Origin of the sequence: Kamptonema formosum PCC 6407 (genome assembly GCF_000332155.1) — a bacterium.
In the GTDB taxonomy this organism is placed as follows: domain Bacteria; phylum Cyanobacteriota; class Cyanobacteriia; order Cyanobacteriales; family Microcoleaceae; genus Kamptonema; species Kamptonema formosum.
Genome location: NZ_KB235903.1, coordinates 2,028,263 through 2,046,497 on the forward strand (window position 1 = coordinate 2,028,263; position 18,235 = coordinate 2,046,497).

At 45.0% G+C, this 18,235-nt stretch carries 13 protein-coding genes and 1 pseudogene; 9 read left to right on the forward strand and 5 right to left on the reverse strand.

Going from position 1 to position 18,235, the window contains the following annotated elements; translation table 11 throughout:
* Positions 1-301: 301 nt before the first annotated feature.
* Positions 302-1,306 carry a phosphoribulokinase gene (locus OSCIL6407_RS0113865; protein ID WP_007353376.1) on the forward strand — a complete coding sequence of 335 codons (1,005 nt, stop codon included), beginning with the start codon at positions 302-304 and terminating at the stop codon, positions 1,304-1,306.
* A gap of 207 nt (positions 1,307-1,513) precedes the next feature.
* Here the strand turns inward: OSCIL6407_RS0113865 and OSCIL6407_RS31830 are convergent, their stop codons facing one another.
* Positions 1,514-4,720, reverse strand: a complete 3,207-nt coding sequence (locus OSCIL6407_RS31830) for a sensor domain-containing diguanylate cyclase (RefSeq protein WP_019487346.1) — start codon at positions 4,718-4,720, stop codon at positions 1,514-1,516.
* Between the two features lie 575 nt (positions 4,721-5,295).
* On the opposite strand from OSCIL6407_RS31830, the gene OSCIL6407_RS0113875 reads away from it, so the two are divergent.
* The 5 genes and pseudogenes from OSCIL6407_RS0113875 (at position 5,296) to OSCIL6407_RS0113895 (ending at position 10,938) form a co-directional block, all read left to right on the forward strand.
* Entirely contained in the window at positions 5,296-5,625 is a 330-nt protein-coding gene (locus tag OSCIL6407_RS0113875; protein WP_007356788.1) for a DUF6825 family protein, read from the forward strand.
* A 114-nt stretch (positions 5,626-5,739) separates the two neighbouring features.
* Entirely contained in the window at positions 5,740-7,506 is a 1,767-nt protein-coding gene (locus OSCIL6407_RS0113880) for an ABC1 kinase family protein (RefSeq protein WP_019487347.1), read from the forward strand.
* A 516-nt stretch (positions 7,507-8,022) separates the two neighbouring features.
* Positions 8,023-8,757 carry a PP2C family protein-serine/threonine phosphatase gene (locus tag OSCIL6407_RS0113885; RefSeq protein WP_019487348.1) on the forward strand — a complete coding sequence of 245 codons (735 nt, stop codon included), beginning with the start codon at positions 8,023-8,025 and terminating at the stop codon, positions 8,755-8,757.
* A 310-nt stretch (positions 8,758-9,067) separates the two neighbouring features.
* Positions 9,068-10,412, forward strand: a pseudogene (locus OSCIL6407_RS38325) (anhydro-N-acetylmuramic acid kinase).
* A 76-nt stretch (positions 10,413-10,488) separates the two neighbouring features.
* Positions 10,489-10,938 (forward strand): hypothetical protein, encoded by a 450-nt coding sequence (locus OSCIL6407_RS0113895; protein ID WP_026103739.1) that lies wholly within the window; start codon positions 10,489-10,491, stop codon positions 10,936-10,938.
* A gap of 356 nt (positions 10,939-11,294) precedes the next feature.
* Here the strand turns inward: OSCIL6407_RS0113895 and OSCIL6407_RS0113905 are convergent, their stop codons facing one another.
* Both OSCIL6407_RS0113905 and OSCIL6407_RS0113910 read right to left on the reverse strand, forming a co-directional pair.
* Entirely contained in the window at positions 11,295-11,492 is a 198-nt protein-coding gene (locus OSCIL6407_RS0113905; RefSeq protein ID WP_007353543.1) for an NblA/ycf18 family protein, read from the reverse strand.
* A 416-nt stretch (positions 11,493-11,908) separates the two neighbouring features.
* Positions 11,909-13,609 (reverse strand): serine/threonine protein kinase, encoded by a 1,701-nt coding sequence (locus OSCIL6407_RS0113910; RefSeq protein ID WP_007353542.1) that lies wholly within the window; start codon positions 13,607-13,609, stop codon positions 11,909-11,911.
* A gap of 414 nt (positions 13,610-14,023) precedes the next feature.
* Here OSCIL6407_RS0113910 and OSCIL6407_RS34275 point away from each other — a divergent pair, with 414 nt between their 5' ends.
* Positions 14,024-14,221, forward strand: coding sequence for a hypothetical protein (locus OSCIL6407_RS34275; RefSeq protein ID WP_148288865.1), 198 nt, complete (start codon positions 14,024-14,026; stop codon positions 14,219-14,221).
* A gap of 16 nt (positions 14,222-14,237) precedes the next feature.
* On the opposite strand, the gene OSCIL6407_RS0113915 is transcribed toward OSCIL6407_RS34275, so the two are convergent.
* Both OSCIL6407_RS0113915 and OSCIL6407_RS0113920 read right to left on the reverse strand, forming a co-directional pair.
* Complete coding sequence (locus tag OSCIL6407_RS0113915; RefSeq protein ID WP_007354933.1) at positions 14,238-14,951, reverse strand: GUN4 domain-containing protein; 714 nt, start codon at positions 14,949-14,951, stop codon at positions 14,238-14,240.
* A gap of 363 nt (positions 14,952-15,314) precedes the next feature.
* Positions 15,315-15,821 (reverse strand): adenylyltransferase/cytidyltransferase family protein, encoded by a 507-nt coding sequence (locus OSCIL6407_RS0113920; RefSeq protein WP_007356692.1) that lies wholly within the window; start codon positions 15,819-15,821, stop codon positions 15,315-15,317.
* Positions 15,822-16,314: 493 nt separating this feature from the next.
* On the opposite strand from OSCIL6407_RS0113920, the gene hpsJ-B reads away from it, so the two are divergent.
* Entirely contained in the window at positions 16,315-17,145 is an 831-nt protein-coding gene (gene hpsJ-B / locus OSCIL6407_RS0113930) for a hormogonium polysaccharide biosynthesis protein HpsJ (protein WP_007356693.1), read from the forward strand.
* Between the two features lie 82 nt (positions 17,146-17,227).
* Entirely contained in the window at positions 17,228-18,139 is a 912-nt protein-coding gene (locus tag OSCIL6407_RS0113935) for a glycosyltransferase family 2 protein (protein ID WP_007356694.1), read from the forward strand.
* Positions 18,140-18,235 lie beyond the last annotated feature (96 nt).

The window sequence follows — 18,235 nt, forward strand, 5'->3', positions numbered from 1 at the left end:
AGATGGGGAAATTTTTTCTTCCTTCTTCCTTCTTCCTTCTTCCTTCTTCCTTCTATTGATATTAAGGTTGTAGGGGCGATCCCATTCTGGTAAAATCAACTACACAGTTAGTATTCATACTTAGCTCAAAAATTGTTTGGGTATACCCCAGTCAGCGGTCAACAGACTGCTGTATGCTGGTTTGTGCTCGATCCTTGGGGTCGCAAAGCTGCACTCCAGCTCCAAGGTTGCAACTGCGGGCCCCAATCAAAGTGGAATATGAACTTGAGTTGTAAACAGTGCTTTTTGTTAGAGGGAAATTATGACCATTAAGCCGGATCGCGTGGTTTTAATTGGTGTCGCCGGAGATTCTGGATGCGGGAAATCTACATTTTTGCGCCGACTGACGGATTTGTTCGGGGAAGACTTCGTGACGGTGATCTGTCTGGATGACTATCACAGCCTAGATCGCAAGCAGCGCAAGGAAACGGGGATTACTGCTCTTGACCCCAGAGCAAACAATTTTGACCTGATGGCTGAGCAAATGAAGGCGCTCAAAAATGGTCAGGCGATTAATAAGCCGATTTACAACCACGAAACCGGCGCTATCGATCCCCCTGAGATCGTTGAGCCGAATCATGTGATCGTGATTGAGGGGCTTCACCCTCTGTACGATGAGCGGGTGCGATCGCTCCTTGATTTCAGCGTCTACCTCGACATCAGTGATGAGGTGAAAATTGCCTGGAAAATTCAGCGGGATATGTCGGAACGCGGTCACACTTATGAAGATGTGCTGTTTGCGATTAATGCTCGTAAGCCAGATTTTCAGGCCTATATTGACCCACAAAAGCAATATGCAGATGTGGTAGTTCAGGTCTTGCCAACTAATCTTATTAAAGATGATAAGGAGCGCAAGATTCTGCGGGTGCAGATGATCCAGCGCGAAGGCATTCCGAATTTTGAATCTGCCTATTTGTTTGATGAGGGCTCAACTATTCACTGGACTCCTTGCGGTCGCAAGCTGACTTGTTCTTATCCTGGGATTAAGATGTACTATGGGCCTGATGCCTATTACGGTCACGAAGTCTCAATTTTGGAAGTAGATGGTCAGTTTGAGAATTTGGAAGAAGTGATTTACATCGAAAAGCATTTGAGCAAGACTTCTACAAAGTATGAAGGCGAGTTGACTCACTTGTTGCTTCAACACCGCGAATATCCAGGTTCTAATAATGGAACTGGGTTATTTCAGGTGTTGGTAGGTTTGAAGATGCGAGCAACTTATGAAAGGTTGACTGCGAAGGAAGCTAAAGTTGCTGTTACCGTTTGAAGGTAAGAAATGAGAGATTGTAGGGGGCGCGATCGCGCCTCTTTTTTTGGGAGAATTAACCGCAGGGATAAGTTAGGGACTAGGGGCTAGGGGCTAGGGGCTAGGGAAAGAAGGAAAAGAAGGGATAAATTTTTCTTCCTTCTTCCTTCTTCCTTCTTCTCTCTCTCTCTTCTTCCTTCTTCCTTCTTCCTTCTTCTTACAGCAATATCAACATTCGATAGTCCCAACTCGATCGCGACCCTGTTCTTTGGCGGAGTACAGAGCCCTATCCGCAGCAGAAATCAGCCTCTCAGGAGAAATTTTAGGCCCTGGAACTACCGTCGTAGTTCCTAAACTGAGAGTAATGTACCGATCCGGTGCTAAACCTCTGTGAACAATCCGCATATCTTTGATAGTAGAACGGATAGTTTCGGCAATACTAAGGGCTGTAATAGCATCAGTATTAGGCAAAATTATTGCAAATTCTTCACCACCATAACGGGCAACTAAATCTGCTGAATGCTTCAGTACAGCGCGGATTGCAGCAGCAACCTGTTTGAGGCACCGATCTCCTGCTTGATGTCCGCAAGCATCGTTATAGAGCTTGAAAAAGTCGATGTCGCACAGAATTAAAGATAAAGGTTTTTGTTCATGGCTTAATCGCCACCACTCTTGATGCAAATACTCATCAAAGCGGCGGCGGTTTGCGATTTGAGTTAAACAGTCTACTGTTGCGAGTTGGTGAAGTTCGACATTCGCTTCTTTAAGCTGTTGGTAAAGTTGTGATTGCTGAATGCCTAGCGCTAGTTGCATTGCTAATTCCTGCAATAAATTAATCTCTAATTGTTCCCATTTACGCACCCCACTGCACTGGTGAGCTATTAGTAGTCCCCAGAGTAGAGAAGGATATTCTCCAGTCAGGATCGGCATGACTAACATTGCTCTGATCTCGAAGGTTTCTAGTAGCTCGATGTGGCTTTGTTCTAAACCAGATGTGTAGATATCTTCAATGGCGCAAATTTGCCGCAACTGAGGGGAATTGGAAAGTTGATTTTCTGTAATCCAGGGATGACCGATCGCCCAATCTAAGCTTGAACCCCAACCATCGGCTATAGATTCTGCAACTATCTGTCCGCTTTCACCTGTTTTGAACCGATGAATAATTACACGCTCAGTTTGCAAAAATTCCCTAACTTTATTAACTGTAGTATTTAAAATTTCTTCTAAGTTTAAAGACTCGCGAATATTTTGGGCGATCCCTCTTACTAACCGTTCTCTTTCAGCTTGTTGTTTGAGCGTGTTTTCTAGTTGTACTCGGTAGGTGATATCCCGGAAAATTGTCTGCACGACTTTGCCACTGCCACCCCATTCAACTACTCTAGAGTTAATATCTACCCAAACTGTTTGACCTTCTTTTTGAAGTACCAGAGTGTTGGGCAACCATGCTACCCCTTTTTTGATACTTTTCATAAATTCGGTCATTACTCTTTTTCTCTCTGGCAGGGGATGAATTTGACTGGCGTGCATTTTCACTAATTCTTCTTTTTTATACCCTAATAATTCTTCTGCATTTTTATTGGCTTCTAAGATATTCCCTTGCATATCTGCTAGCATAATTGCGTCGCCAGCATCATTCATTAATGCCCGGTATTTTGCCTCGGATTCTTGAAGAGCTGCTTCGGCTTGTTTGCGATCGCTAATATCTTCAAAGGCAACAATTAAATACTGTGGTTTTCCAGTGCGATCGCGTACTGCGGATAAACTCATTTTTCCCCAGACAAGCATTCCATTTTTACTGAGACAACGCTTTTCTATTGAGTAATTGGAAATTTCGCCGCCCAAGAGGCATTGTTTATCAATAATATCAGTGGCGATATCGTCTGGATGAGTGATATCTTGAAAAGTTAAACTGAGCATTTCTATGTGAGTATAACCCACTATATCACAAAATTTTTGATTGATTCGGAAAAATTTATCATCTAGTGTCAAGGCACTCATACCGACAGCAGATTGCTCAAAAATAGCATGAAATCTGTCTTCACTCTCTTGAATAATTGCTTCTAGCAATTTGCGATCGGTGATATCTTCAACAATGCCAAAACCATAAAGAGTTTCTCCTTGTAGATCGCGAATTAATTTGACTACTACATTTACCCAAATAGCTTCTTTGTTTTTCTTGATAAAGCATTTCTCTAGTTGATAAAGTGGCAATTTTCTTAGCAAATCTTGCTCCTTCAAGAGCAGATTTTTTTCTTGTGATTCTGGCTGATTAATATCTGTAATATTCAGAGACAACATTTCAGATTCGGTATAACCTAGCATCTTACATACTATTGTATTGACACTGATAATGTGAGATTTACGATCGCAAATAATCATGCCAATAGGAGCATTTTCTAAAAAGTGGCGAAAAGGCTCTTCATTTGACCAAAGCGCCGACTCAATTTGCTGATTTTCGCTGATATCTCGATAGGCAGTTAAAAACATCTCTCTGTTTTTACAACGCACAAGTGACGTAGATATTAGTAGGTTTTTTCTGATTTTGTTCTTAGTAAGAATAGTAGTTTTAATTTCCGAGATTTTACCTTCTTCCCTAACTTCCTTAAGCCGCTGCCACGCTTCCCTATATTCTGCTTCTTCAGGATGCAGCAACCTGATAAAATCATTGCTACTATTAGCCTCAGCAGTAGTATAGCCTGTGATTTTTTCCATCATGGGATTAAAAATTTCAAAGCATCCTTCTGTATCGCTAAGGGTAATTCCTTCTCCGATTGTTTCCAGAATCGCTTGCAATTGCTGAGTCTTTTCTTGTAGGTTTTCCTCTATTTGTTTTCGTTCTGTAATATCCTTAGCAATTACAGCTAAAACGCTATAAATATTTCGCAGTTCTTCTTTGATCTGCTTGAGTTCATAAGACTTCCTTTCTATATCTTCCGAGAGGTGCTTTAACTCTATTCTACGCTCTGTTAATCCCTGTTCTGAAATGTGGCGACCCACAGACTGGAATTCGACCGAGCGCATCAGCGGATCGAAAATTGCTTGAATAGTCCACTGCTGACAATTAACTTCTCCATTATCACCATTGCTAGTGCATTCATAAGTTTTGACAGGATTACTGGGAGTTAGGGAGAGGAATTGCTGTTTTACTTCTTCCCTTTCTACCTCGGGAATTAACAGTAAAAAATTTGTACCGATTAATTCCCGGCGCGTTTTGCCAAAATAACGGCAGTAAGCTCTATTCACAAATGTGAGAGTACCATCGATTAAAAACCGAGAAACTAGCTCTGTTTGCAGTTCTACGACATTTTGGTAGATATCGCTAGCTAGCAGCGGTTTTCGCTGAGTCTGTGGCTCTTGTAGCTGCGATCGCTGCGCGAGATAAAAATTCCCATCTGCTATATCGTTAAGTTGACTAAATTGGTGATTAGAAACCATATACTATTCCACTTGTGCTGATTGAAAAGAGTTCTATTTGCTATTGTCTTGAGAACCGCAAGTATAAAATAATACGTTAACCACTTACAGTATGTATTTCTATCAATTGAATTGACGAAAAATATAGATTATTAAATTATGGATCGCTAGATGTGAAGTTCTTGTGAAGACTTAAGATTGCCCCAGCTAGGATCGGCAGCAAAAATCAATTTAGGATAAAATGACTATATCACCTTTTGAAGAGGGCGATCGCACCTCGATTTTTTGGCGATAGAACTCAATCCCAGTTAATTGCAATACAAAATTCAAACGAGGAAAAAAAATTAACATAATTAACGGATAGGGCAGCCTACCATCACAATTAGGGATGATTAAATCTGGAAAAGGTAACGCCGCGATCTAAGCCATTCCCATCCAAGCGATTTCAGCAATAGTTTCAACAATTTAAGAACATTAAACATCACCTTGGTAGTTGCTCGCACCCTCCCACCCTCCCACCCCCGCTTTTTCAGAATCAGGCAGGAATAGAGGCAAGCAAGTTATAATTCTTTGCGGACGAGCGCAGAAATAAATCCATGAGTAAACCCCCAGTTCATGCCTTTTTTGTCGGCAGAGCAGTTGCCGAAGCACTCTACGAGCAGCTTGAGAGTGTACTAACCAGCGCTCTCTCCGAACTTGGTAAATTTGATGCCGAGCAGCGGGAGCGCTTGCGGCAGTTCTATGAATCAGTCGAGGAACGAGCCAACAGAGAAGCCCAAGCAGCGATACAAGCACGGGAGACGACTGCAATCGTGCAGATAGACTCTCAACCTGCATCCGACCTACAAGCGACTATTGACGAGCTGCGAGCAGAAGTTGCCCTAGTTAGGTCTGAACTGCAACGCTACCGTAGCCGTTTGCAGTAAAAGCGCTGCTCTCAAAATCTATCTATAAAGCGGGGGTAAAAACAGCGCAGCGCCAAACGCCCCTACTTAGATCATCGCGGCTAATAAACTGAAATAACCTATTTGGGAACCCCAGTGTCTGCTCTCCTTGATGATTCCGTTAACCGTAAGCGAAATACAAAGCTTACTGGCAGTTCCTTACAGCCAAAATTTGTCGGCAAATCTTATGGGCAAAAATCCTACCGCTGGAATCGGGAGCATTACTCCCGTCATCGGCGCTTTATCGACATTTGGACTTTTGTTTTAACATGGCTGGCTTGGCTGTGGCTAGACAGTAAAGATTGGAGCTACCGGGGAGGTGTTACTGAAGAAAAGAAGAATGCCAGACGCAGAATACAGGCCGCCTGGGTGCGAGAAACACTTTTGGATCTGGGGCCTACCTTCATTAAAGTAGGGCAGCTATTCTCAACACGAGCGGATTTGTTTCCTGGGGAGTACGTAGAAGAGCTTTCTAAACTGCAAGATAGAGTGCCTGCTTTTAGTTACGAGCAGGTAGAAATTATTGTCGAGCAGGATTTAGGCAAGCCAATTCAGGAACTCTACCAGAACTTTGACCCTATACCTTTGGCAGCAGCCAGCTTGGGTCAAGTACACAAAGCTCAAATCCATTCCGGTCAAGAAGTAGTTGTCAAGGTGCAGCGGCCGGGGTTGCGGAAACTGTTTGAGATTGACTTGCAGATTCTTAAGGGAATTGCCCGCTACTTTCAAAACCATCCCAAATGGGGGCGCGGCCGGGATTGGATGGGAATTTATGAGGAGTGTTGTCGGATTCTGTGGCTGGAGATTGATTATCTCAACGAAGGTCGAAATGCTGATACTTTTCGCCGCAATTTTCGCAACTCCGACTGGGTGCGAGTACCGCGAGTTTACTGGCGGTATGCTGCTCCACGAGTGCTGACTTTGGAATATCTACCGGGGATTAAAATCAGTAACTATGAGGCCTTGGAAGCTTCGGGACTAGATCGGGCCGCGATCGCCCAAATGGGAGCTAAAGCTTATCTTCAACAGCTACTCAATGATGGCTTTTTCCACGCTGACCCCCACCCCGGAAATATCGCTGTTAGCCCCGAAGGAGGGCTAATTTTCTACGATTTCGGCATGATGGGGGTAATCGAGGCCAACGTCCGCGAAGGACTGATGGAAACTCTCTACGGCATTGCTTCCAAAGATGGACAGCGCATCATTAACTCCTTAGTTAACTTGGGAGCCCTAGTTCCTACAGGGGATATGGGGCCGGTGCGGCGATCGATCCAGTTTATGCTGGACAACTTTATGGACAAGCCCTTTGAGGCCCAGTCCGTTACCAAAATTACTGACGACCTCTACGAGATTGCCTACGATCAACCTTTTCGCTTTCCCGCAACTTTCACTTTTGTGATGCGGGCTTTTTCAACTATTGATGGGGTAGGTAGAGGTCTAGATCCTAAGTTCAATTTTATGGAGGTGGCACAGCCGTTTGCCATGGAGCTTATGAAAAGTGGAAGTGCTCAAGAGACAACTAGCAGCATTTTTAATGAGATTGGCCGTCAAGCTGCTCAGGTAAGTTCCAGTGCCTTGGGCTTGCCTCGCCGGATTGAAGAAACGATTGATAAGTTAGAGCAGGGAGATATCCGCGTCCGAGTCCGGGCTACGGAAACTGACCGTCTGCTACGACGCATCAGCATTGTTCAGATGGGAACTAACTACGCACTACTGTTCAGCGCTTTTACTTTGTCGGCGACGATCTTGTTTGTCTACGATCGGGTATGGTTAGCAGTGGCGGTGATTATTCTGGCCGCGATCGTGGGATTTGCCCTGTGGCGGCAACTCCGCCGCATTGACCGCATGGATCGAATGTCGTAAGGGAAATTTTAGATTTGGGATTTTAGCCCTCAAGTCTGAAGCCTGAGTATTGTATTAGTTGAGTTTCAGCTCAGCAAAACCAAGCTCACACGACCAAGATTCTTGCCTAAAATAACAATAAATATGCGATACTAGCAAAGTAAGCTTTTGAGAAGGTGATATCCTACAACTGTTTGGCAAAAAGCCGGATCGGTGGGAGCCTTAAAGAAAGCAACTCAACGGGATCTGTATCGTACTGCCATCATCTTTCTAGATTAACGAGTCATGCTAGAGATGCAGCCAAAATAATGCCGAAAGTAGCCACAACCTCGACTTTAGTCGAGCAAGTGATTAGAGGTCGCCCGACACGACCTTTGAGAATTAGGCTTTTTTCCGATTTATCCTAAAAAGTTTATCCTCAATAATCCCCTGGGCTTTCCCCTAGAGGAATGTCAAAATCTACAATTAAGTTAGGCAGACCTTAAAAAAATACCTGCCAATTACCTTTGCAAGTTTGATGACTTCAACCGCCAATCTATGAAACGCTCTTTCGCAGGTAAGACAGACACAGGGCTGGTTCGTTCCGTTAATCAAGATTCTTACCACATCGACCCGGAGGGGCGATTTTTCATAGTGGCGGATGGTATGGGAGGACACGCAGGCGGCCAAGAGGCTAGCCGGATTGCTACCCAAGCGATACAGTCCTATCTCAACGAACACTGGAATAGCCCGCAGGAGTCTTCAGAGTTACTGGAAAAAGCTTTTTTAGCAGCTAATCAGGCAATTTTGCAAGATCAACAAAAGCACATAGAACGCTCCGATATGGGAACTACTGCGGTAGCGGTAATTTTTCGCCAAGAGGGAGAACCTTGGTTCGCTAATATTGGTGACTCTCGCCTCTATCGATTCCGGGGAGCGGAACTTCAACAAATTACTGAAGATCAGACTTGGGTAGCCCAAGCTGTGAAAAGAAAGGCTCTGACTCCAGATCAAGCTCGGAGTCATCCCTGGCGGCACGTTTTATCACAGTGCTTGGGCCGGGAAGATTTGGGTCAAATTGAGATCTCAACTATGGATGTGAAGCCAGGAGATCGCTTACTGCTGTGTAGTGATGGTTTAACTGAGGAACTGTCTGACTCTTTGATCGCTTCCCCTCTGAAATCGATTCGTGCTTGTGAAAAGGCAGCGACAGCTCTGGTGAATGCTGCTAAGGATAAGGGAGGGCGTGATAATATTACGGTGGTGATTGTAGCAATTGATATGCTTAAATAACTAATTGGTTAACGGTTAACGGTTAACGGTTAACTGTTAAGCTTTTAATTTGTATATTAATTCATCAATATATTACTCATCTTCCAAATAACAAATTTATTCCGTTTCTCCCTCAAATAACAAACATTTATTCCGTTTCTCCCTCCTCTACTTAGAGGTAAGGGGTTGGGGGTTAGGTAACAGTACAAATAATGCGGCGTTACGTCAACTAATAATCAACAACTAACAACTAACAATTAAACAGTACAAATAATGCGGCGTTACGTAACAACTAACAATCACCAACCAACAACTAACAATTAACAATTCCATGACTCGCGTTATCGGTTTAATTAGTGGCACTTCGGTAGATGGTATTGATTCTGCTTTAGTGGATATTTCTGGCTCGGAAAGCGATTTAAAGGTGGAACTTCTGGGTTCTGCTATTTATCCCTTTCCTGCTGATTTGCGATCGCAAATTTTGGCAGTATGCGGTGGAAGTGTCCTAAGTATGGCAGAACTGGCTGAATTAGATGACGCGATCGCCATAGAATTTTCTAAAGCAGCATTGACAATTCAACAAAAATATGGTAAAGCAGACCTGATTGGCTCTCACGGTCAAACAGTCTACCATCGACCGCCAAAGGAACGAGAGAGCGGGAGAAGAGAAAGAATAAACAGCAGGGGGAGTTCGGGAGAAATTGCCCGAAAATCAACACTTACAGCTCAAAATACTCTTGGTTATAGCCTTCAGCTAGGACGCGGAGCGCTAATTGCTCATCTCACTGGCATCCCCACAATTAGTAACTTCCGAGCCGCTGATATTGCCGTTGGTGGTCAAGGAGCCCCTCTAGTACCCATTGTCGATGCCTGTTTACTCAGCCATCCTACCTACAACCGCTGCATTCAAAATCTTGGCGGCATTGGTAATGTAACTTATTTGCCTTGTCGGGGAGTGGGGGCAGGGGAGCAGGGGGGGCAGAGGGGCGGGGGGGAAGGGGGGCAGAGGAGATGGGGAGGATGGGGAGGATAGGTTCGATTTAACTTCCTCATCTCCCCTACTCCCCCGCACCCCCGCTCCCCAGGTTCTAGGTTGGGACACGGGGCCAGGGAATAGCCTTTTGGATCTAGCGGTGCAACACTTCTCTGGTGGAACCAAAACTTACGACAAAGACGGTGTTTGGGCTGCTAGCGGCACTCCTAGCCACGCTTTAGTAGAGGGATGGTTGCAGCAAGAATTTTTCCACCAACAGCCGCCCAAATCTACAGGTAGAGAGCTATTTGGCCCCGACTATTTACATCAGTGTCTAGCTGAAGCCGAAGCTGAGAATCTTAGCCCCGCTGACGTTCTGGCTACCCTTGTAGAATTGACGGCTACCTCCATAGTGCATAGCTACCGCAACTTTTTGCCCCAAATGCCCGATCAAGTTTTGCTGTGCGGGGGAGGTAGCCGCAACCTATATTTAAAAGAGCGGTTACGATCGCATTTAGCGCCTGTGGAAGTGCTGACAACCTCTGAAGCGGGGTTGAATTCTGATTTCAAAGAAGCGATCGCCTTCGCGGTTTTAGCCTATTGGCGCAGTTGCGGCATTCCAGGTAATCTTCCCGAAGTTACTGGTGCAGTTACTGCTGTAATTTTAGGAGAAATTCATCATTATCCGCACAGTCAGGCGTGATAGCATAGAATCTCAAGAACAACCCTTCTGAGTTGTTGCACCAGCATTGTAGCCAGCGCGAAAAGCATAGGATATTGTGGCTCACACCTTTTTAATGGAATCAGGTCAATGGGCGCTCGAAGGAAGTTGGATAGAGCGCAATGGCTTGCCAATTACAGTCAAAGGGAAGACTTTAGTGAACTGGAACCGTACAGATTGGTTCAGTATGGTAACAAAGCTCGTGTTTCCCGGAGGCGATCGCGAAGAGATTGTTTTACAGTACCGAGGACATCTCGATAGCGACGAACGGCAATACACTTTTGTACTCCAACACAGCGAACTTGGCCGTGTCGAGGGGGAAGGTTGGATTGCTCCCCAGTCTATTGTCCAGCGTTACTGGGTTTTAGGGGATGAACGCCAGCGCCGGACTGGTTTTGAAACTCTGCACCGGATTGATGACAATCGCTATTACCACTCTAGCGGTCTGATGGCCGGTCATTATCTCACGAGTGTGATGGAGGCAACTATAGAGCGCCAGCCAGAATGATATTGAGGGTGCGCGATCGCGCACCCTCAAATCTTGGTATAGCAACCGCTTTCAGCAGTTAGGGGCTAGGGGCTAGGGGCTAGGGACTAGGGAAAGAAGGGATAGAGAATCAATGGTTTCATGAATTCAGAACGTCCTAACTGCCAAGAAGGTTGCTATATCTAAAAATTAGCTTCAACATTTACAAAATTAATCAAAATTAATATTTATTTGTAGATAAAAAATATTTTTACCTTTTCCTTTTGCCTTTCGCGTTTTATCGTTTGCCAGATTGCAAGTTGACGCCCCATCACCCCCAACTCCTTTCCACGTAGGAAACAGAGTAAGAGACGGAGGTCGCCCACTGCGACTAAGCTTTACTCAAGTCCAGGGTTGGGCTCTAGACCCCACTGGTGTTTTAGAAAATGGCGATACATAGTTTCTCGCAGCATCATCTGTTCGTAGAGCTTGATTAAAAACTCCTGAGCTTGTTCGCGACTCATTTGGTTAACCTGTGTTTGGAAAGAGCACAGGCTGAATTGTTGTTCCAAAGAGAGTTCTATGGGCTGGTTCATAGCTGAATCCTCAGATGAATAGAGTGATACGGTAGCAAAAACCTAGATTAACCAGAGTTGTGACTTTTTCCAGCGATCGCCAGTTAGTTTCAGGACACCCCTGATTAGATCGTTTAGCTCTACCTACATATTACAGAAGGTAACAATTATTTGACAAATTTACCATCTTTCTTTTGAAAGACTTCAAATATCTAGATGATAAATGCAAAATTTAGGTTCCTTCCGTTCAGATATATAAATCTAGTCCTTTGTCAAGAGTAATAATGCTCATTATGAACCAATTTTGGTAGTCCTTTCCCGTTTTCACTATCTTTCATCAGAGAATATTCGTCAATCCTTTCTCTAAAAGGATTTAGTTATGAGTAGAGGCATCTAATTAAACCTAAAATACCCACTTTCTTCTTTGTTGCTTCTTCTTAGTTGGAGGCAGGTTCTGGGAAGGGAACAGTCGGCACCAAATCTTGCGGGCCCTGCGATCGCACAGAACTGTCTGCACTATTCTCCTCCGAGCTTGGCGGCAACAGTTCCGGCTCTGGCTCCGGCTGCGGACTGGGTTCTAAGGCAGGCTCTAGCGGAGCTTCTGGAAATAAAGGAGCATCAGCAGGGGGAGCGATCGCGGCTGGTGGCTCAGAGGGCTGAGGCGGCTCTGGTGGTAAAGGTGCAACTTCTGGAACTGGTGCAGGTTTAGGGGCAATCGCAGCTTCTGACGGAAATTCCCGTTGAGGTTCAGGAGTATAGGGTTGCGCCTGCTCAGGCTCAGGTTCAGGAGCAAATGATTCTACCTGCTCAGGTTTAGGCTCAGGTTTAGGCTCAAGCTCAGGCTCGAGTTTAGGCTCAAAAGATTTAGGAACTGGTGTTGGGGAGGATTCGATAGTGGGGGCAGATGCAGTATTTGGTTGCTCCGTAAGGCTTTCAGAGTTGCCTTTCGGAGGTTTATGCAATTGCAGAGAGACTGTAGGGCGGCTCTCGACAGAGGGTTCACCGAATAAAGGCGCAGAGGGATCTTGACTGCGAAATTCTGGGTGCAGGGAATTCTCAAAGAGCATTAAGGAACGATCCCCTGGAAACTGCTTGTTCATAGCGATCGTGCCACTATAACGACGCGCCAAGTCAAAACCGATCCAACCAGCTAGCGCTGCCGTAAACACAAACAGGAACAGAATAAAGGATGAAGAAGGTAAAACAGGTAATTCGGCATTTTCTGCTAGCTTTTTCTTCCTTTCTAATAACTGCTGCGCCTCCAAAAAAGCCAGCCAATCTTCTATTGTCTGGGGGCGGTTGCGAGCATCCATTTCCAGGCCTCGCAGAATAGTTTGCTCAATGGCTGGACTAAGTTGGGATTGGAATTGGCGCAAGGGAAATAGGGGAATGCGATCGCGTAGGGGAGCCGCCACAGGCGCTTCCCCCGCCAGCAAGTAGTAAAAGGTGGCAGCCAAACCGTAGATATCGCTGGCTGGAGTCAACTGATTGGCGATTTGGGTTTTCCCTAAACCTGAGCTCGATGAATTGAAGCTGGAAAAGTTATCCCCCTTTTTCTCCTCTCCTTGGAAGAGATACTGCTCAATTGGCGCGTACCCAGGCGATAGAAAACTGGTGTGGGTTTGCTTCATACCGGAGGTAAACTCGCGGGCAATGCCGAAATCAATCAGCATCACTAACCCAGTCCCCGATCGCCGGATAATGTTTTCTGGTTTGATATCTCGGTGTACTAAGCCGCTTTGGTGAAGCGTACTTAGAGCGGAGGCAATTTGCCCAATGTAGTGCAGGGCTTCGGTTTCTGGTAAGGGCTGACCCGATTCTACCAATTGAGCTAGAGTTTGGCCAGGAATATAGTCCATGACAATAAAAGACAACCCTGCTTCGTCAAAAAAGTCTAGCATCCGCACGATGTTAGGATGCTGACACCAGGAAAGACGCTTGGCTTCTGCAACAAATTGCGCCTGAAATTTCTCAAAATCAGGGTGTTGATACAGGCTTTCGTTCAGGGTTTTGAGTACGACTGTTTGAGCGAGATAGGTGTGGGTGGCTCGGTAGGTAATCCCGAACCCTCCTATACCCAAAATGTCGTCTATCCTGTATTTGCCGTCTTGAAGGACTGTTCCTGGCGTTAAGTTCATATTTCTTAAAAACCCATTTCCCAACTTATGCTATCGCTTTTTTAGTATTTCACTCCACTCAACTATAAGAAGGGGCTAGGGGCTAGGGGCTAGGGGCTAGGGAAAGAAGGGAAAGAGGGGAAAGAGGGGGAAGAGGGGGAAGAGGGGGAAGAATGGGAAGAATGGGAAGAAGAGAATAGAATCAGCGAGTTTGGTGGAACTCAGAACATCTTAAACGATGAAAGCGGTTGCTATAACACTGGGAGTTGCCCTAATCGACGAAAGCGGTTGCTATATCACCATAAGGTAAAGCCCCGCAGGATAGTTATATTATCCCTGCGGGGCTTTAGTTTTGAAGTGGCGATCGCCGCTGGAAGTTCGATCGGGGAGGTTCTACAATCGATCGGTTCATGAACTAAAAAGAACAGATAAAATATGTCATTTTTAAACCTAAATAATCAACAGCAAGTAACAATCCGCACCCTTAACAACCAAACAACAAACAAACAACAAATGTGTTTACCAGCAAAGACACCAACATTTATTGTTTCGCCCTGCTTCTACAGCATCATCCGCGCTCAACAGAGCAGGTGTGATTATCATTTTTGTATGAAGATTGAAGCTATAGACTAGCGATCGCCCCTATCACCTATCCCAACCACACTGGATGTGACAATAAAGCCGCAAACGGTTGTTTTCCTCGCAACTGATTTGACAGCGGCAAATGCCCTCTCGGAGCACTCAAATCCCAGATAAACTCATTTGGGTAACGAGTCCAATTATTCCCCTGCTTCCACCCAATTTGCGGCCAAAACTTATCCCAATTTTTGCCCACAGCTAGCCAAATTTCCCGCTGTACTGAAAAGCCAAACTTACCCTCTGAGTGAACTAGCCATAGCAGATTAATTGTTTGCAAATCTGCCGCCGGTAAACTTTCAATCTGAGTAAAATACAACCACTTTCTCTTGATCGCCGTCTCTCCGGCTAATTCACACATCTTTTCCAATGTCAAGCGATCGGCTTCTTGAAATTCCTGCTTAGCTAGCAATTGTTGTAACAAAGTGTAATCAATCCCAGAATGCGATCGCAACGGTACGACACCTGTAGGAAAATGAGTCTGGAGAAAGTCTGCCGCCTTCGGCAAATTAGCGTTATACAAAATTTGGTAAGCCTTACCATCCACCATCGTCGGAGGTGATAGCTTACGCTCTAGTAAAAATTCCATTAACACATCCAAACTGCCCTCGGCTATCTGTTGCAGCAGTTGCAGTTGATTTTTTTCGGAACCAGACCTTAATTTAGAACTGAGTTCTGTTATATTCGGCGATGCTTCTGGCGTAGAGGTAGTAGTCGAGTCAATCATAAAGAGCTTGCATCAGCTATCAGCTTTCAGCTATCTGCTTTCAGCTAAAATGTAGTTCGATCTCATTGTACAATAGCTTTTAAATCCCTGTTAATAATTTAACAGGAGTTACCGATTAAATCTCAAACTCCAATCCCCCATACTCCCTTAAGAAGGGGCTAGGGGCTAGGGGCTAGGGGCTAGGGGAAGAAGGGGCTAGGGGCTAGGGGCTAGGGGCTAGGGAAAGAAGGGAAAGAAGGGGAAGAAGGGAAGAAGAGAAGAAGGGGAAGAAGGGGAAGAGGGTAAGAGAGTCAATAGTTTGGGCCATGAGGTAGTGTCTTAACCGTTGTGGCGGTTGCTAGATCGCAATTTTATTGATAAAAGTTAACTTTTATCTGTACAGCTCTTCCCCAAAATACGGTTAATTAGGGCAGTTGTAGAACTAGGAATCTCGACTTCGATCAAACAAATCTCACAGCCGATAGCTTGTGCGACTGGGGCTTCCGGCAAAGTTTCAATTAGGTAGTCACCGCCTTTAACATAAATATTTGGCTTCAGCCTCTCTATCAATTTATTAGCCGTAGGATCGGCAAAAATTACCACTGCTGCTACTGGTTTTAATGCCGCCAATACTTCTGCCCGCTGCCTTTCCGGTACAATGGGGCGGGAAGGAGAACCAAGCTGTTGCGGTTTGATAGCTTGGACGCTAGCATCGCTATTTAAACCTACTACGAGCGATCGCCCCAAAGCTTTCGCCGCCTGCAAATATCGGACATGACCCGCGTGGATAATATCAAAGCAGCCATTAGTAAACACCAAAGGTCGCCACAGCAGGGGGTCAGCAGCGATCGCATCCTCAAGTTCCGTCAAAGTATAAACACCTGAAATCATGCAATTCTAGACATTAGATTTCCAATTGGCAGTGCCAAAACTAAATTTAGGGCAATTGATTTTAAATTTTAGATTATTCCTTCCCATAAATTTAAACTTCGGGCATCCAACGAGATCGAATCAGCGATCGCAACTTTTGATAACGGCCAACCCCCAGACTTCCCACCTCGATTCTCTTGTCCAGCTCACTCTCCTAATCAATTACTATAAGACAGGGGATACTTTAGCCCCTCCTTCTTTAAACCGTCGGTGCAGGGTCAACGATCGCGCGTGGGAGTATCTCATTTTTGATAAAGACCAAAGACCTAACCCCCAGCCCCCTTCCTTAAAAGGGAAGGGGGAGAAACAAACAAACAAAGAAATTTCCCCTCCCCTGGTAGAGGAGGGATAGGTTAGATTGCGTAAGTCCGATGTATCCCAAAGGGGATGTAAGCCCGTAGCAAACATAATCTATTTTGGTGGAAAATAACCTAACTCATTAAGCAGAATCTAAATGAAAGCAACTAATAGCCGTCAAATTTCCTCTATGGCCGCTCGGACTTTAAAAGTAGTCGGTATTATATTGATTTTGTCCGCCGTATTCGACTGCTTAATCCTGTCGATTCCCAACGAATCCTCTGATTTTCTCACTAGAGGCTGGCAAATTGCCTTAACAACTCAAGTAGTTGACCGAGGAATTCTGCCCATGACAGGTATTGCCCTTCTATTTACAGGTTTTTGGGTTGACAGCAGTTCGGGAATTGTCCATGAACCCCGCAACATTGGCCTCGACCTCAGATTTTGGGCAATCTTGTTTTCCAGCTTAGTCGGGCTATTCTACCTGCTGGTAGTTCCCGTCCACCTCAACAATACTCGCCTAGAAGTCACAGAAAGTCTTGCTCAGATCGATCGCGAAGCCACCGCCGCCGAAAATCAACTTAATGCCCAGCTTAGCAGCGATCAATTCAAAACTCAGATCGAACAACTCAAAAGCCAACGCCGCAGCCAAATCACCAGCGTACTTGGCGACGAACAAAAATTGCAGGAGGTACTCCAGAACCCACAAACCCCACCAGAGTTAAAAAAATTACTTCAAGAGGCTAAAAGTAACCCCAAAGCCCTGGAAACATTTCTCGACCAGCAAGCCCAATCTCTGCCAACCCAGGCGATTAAAGAGATTACCACCCGCAAACAGCAAAAAGAAAAAGAGATCAGAACGCGATCGCGTAACTCCAGCCTACAAACTGGTATTAACAGTTTACTCTTAGCGATCGGCTACATTACTATTGGCTGGACTGGATTAAGAAGTATGGGGATTTTGCGAGCCGGTCGTCGCAAAGCTTAAAGTAACCCGGATGGCAGCACGAAAATTAGGGCATCCTGAAAACTCGTCACCAGCCTAGCATTGCCCTCACTGAAAGCTTGGAATGTTCTCAATTTATATTCTGACTTACAACGAAGAAATTGACATCGCCGCTTGCATTGAATCGGCGATTCTGTCGGATGACATCATTGTAATTGACTCTTTCAGCACCGATCGCACCATTGAAATAGTCCGCCGCTATCCCGTGCAAATCGTGCAACACGCCTTTGAAACTCACGGGAAGCAGCGGACTTGGATGCTAGAAGAAGTACCCACTAAATACGAATGGGTTTACATTCTCGAAGCAGATGAACGGATGACCTCAGAACTTTTTAATGAATGTTCTGAAGCTATAAAAAATCAGAACTACATCGGTTATTATGTCGCAGAGCGGGTAATATTTATGGAGCGGTGGATTCGCCGCAGCACGCAATATCCTCGCCATCAAATGCGCCTATTTCGCAAAGATAAAGTCCGGTTTGGGGATTACGGTCACGCCGAACGAGAAATTTGCGACGGCCCTACTAGCTTTTTAAAAGAAACCTATCCGCACTATACCTGTAGCAAAGGTATTTCCCGCTGGATTGAGAAACACAATCGCTATTCTACTGACGAAGCCGCAGAAATTTTACGCCAATTAGAAGCGGGTAAAGTCAATTGGTGGGATTTGTTTTTTGGGGCCACTGAAGTAAACAGGCGTAGAGCTTTAAAGGACATCTCTTTGCGTTTGCCTTTAAGACCGTTAGTGCGCTTTTTCTATATGTATTTTTTGCTGGGTGGGTTTCTGGATGGTCAACCGGGATTTGCTTGGTGTACGCTACAAGCTTTCTATGAATATCTAATATCAATTAAAGTTTGGGAAATGAGAAATATGCCTTTGCCAAAGTTAGATGCTAGTGGTAAACAGCTTTCTGGCGAAGAAACTAAGTTAGAATTGCAGAGGAAAGAACCGCAATCAAATCCATCGGTTTTTTAATCCATCGGCAAATGTTTTCTTTAGTACCTAGCCTCCATTTTATTAGGCGATCGCTCTTTTTTCCTTAGCGCGATCGCATCATTTTTTGTGTTGCGC

What these genes read in the sequence shown, in the direction of transcription:
- OSCIL6407_RS0113865 (WP_007353376.1), top strand. Translation starts at nt 302, where the DNA reads ATGACCATTAAGCCGGATCGCGTGGTTTTAATTGGTGTCGCCGGAGAT.
- OSCIL6407_RS31830 (WP_019487346.1), bottom strand. Translation starts at nt 4,720, where the DNA reads ATGGTTTCTAATCACCAATTTAGTCAACTTAACGATATAGCAGATGGG.
- OSCIL6407_RS0113875 (WP_007356788.1), top strand. Translation starts at nt 5,296, where the DNA reads ATGAGTAAACCCCCAGTTCATGCCTTTTTTGTCGGCAGAGCAGTTGCC.
- OSCIL6407_RS0113885 (WP_019487348.1), top strand. Translation starts at nt 8,023, where the DNA reads ATGAAACGCTCTTTCGCAGGTAAGACAGACACAGGGCTGGTTCGTTCC.
- OSCIL6407_RS0113905 (WP_007353543.1), bottom strand. Translation starts at nt 11,492, where the DNA reads ATGAACCAGCCCATAGAACTCTCTTTGGAACAACAATTCAGCCTGTGC.
- OSCIL6407_RS0113910 (WP_007353542.1), bottom strand. Translation starts at nt 13,609, where the DNA reads ATGAACTTAACGCCAGGAACAGTCCTTCAAGACGGCAAATACAGGATA.
- OSCIL6407_RS34275 (WP_148288865.1), top strand. Translation starts at nt 14,024, where the DNA reads ATGTCATTTTTAAACCTAAATAATCAACAGCAAGTAACAATCCGCACC.
- OSCIL6407_RS0113915 (WP_007354933.1), bottom strand. Translation starts at nt 14,951, where the DNA reads ATGATTGACTCGACTACTACCTCTACGCCAGAAGCATCGCCGAATATA.
- OSCIL6407_RS0113920 (WP_007356692.1), bottom strand. Translation starts at nt 15,821, where the DNA reads ATGATTTCAGGTGTTTATACTTTGACGGAACTTGAGGATGCGATCGCT.
- hpsJ-B (WP_007356693.1), top strand. Translation starts at nt 16,315, where the DNA reads ATGAAAGCAACTAATAGCCGTCAAATTTCCTCTATGGCCGCTCGGACT.
- OSCIL6407_RS0113935 (WP_007356694.1), top strand. Translation starts at nt 17,228, where the DNA reads ATGTTCTCAATTTATATTCTGACTTACAACGAAGAAATTGACATCGCC.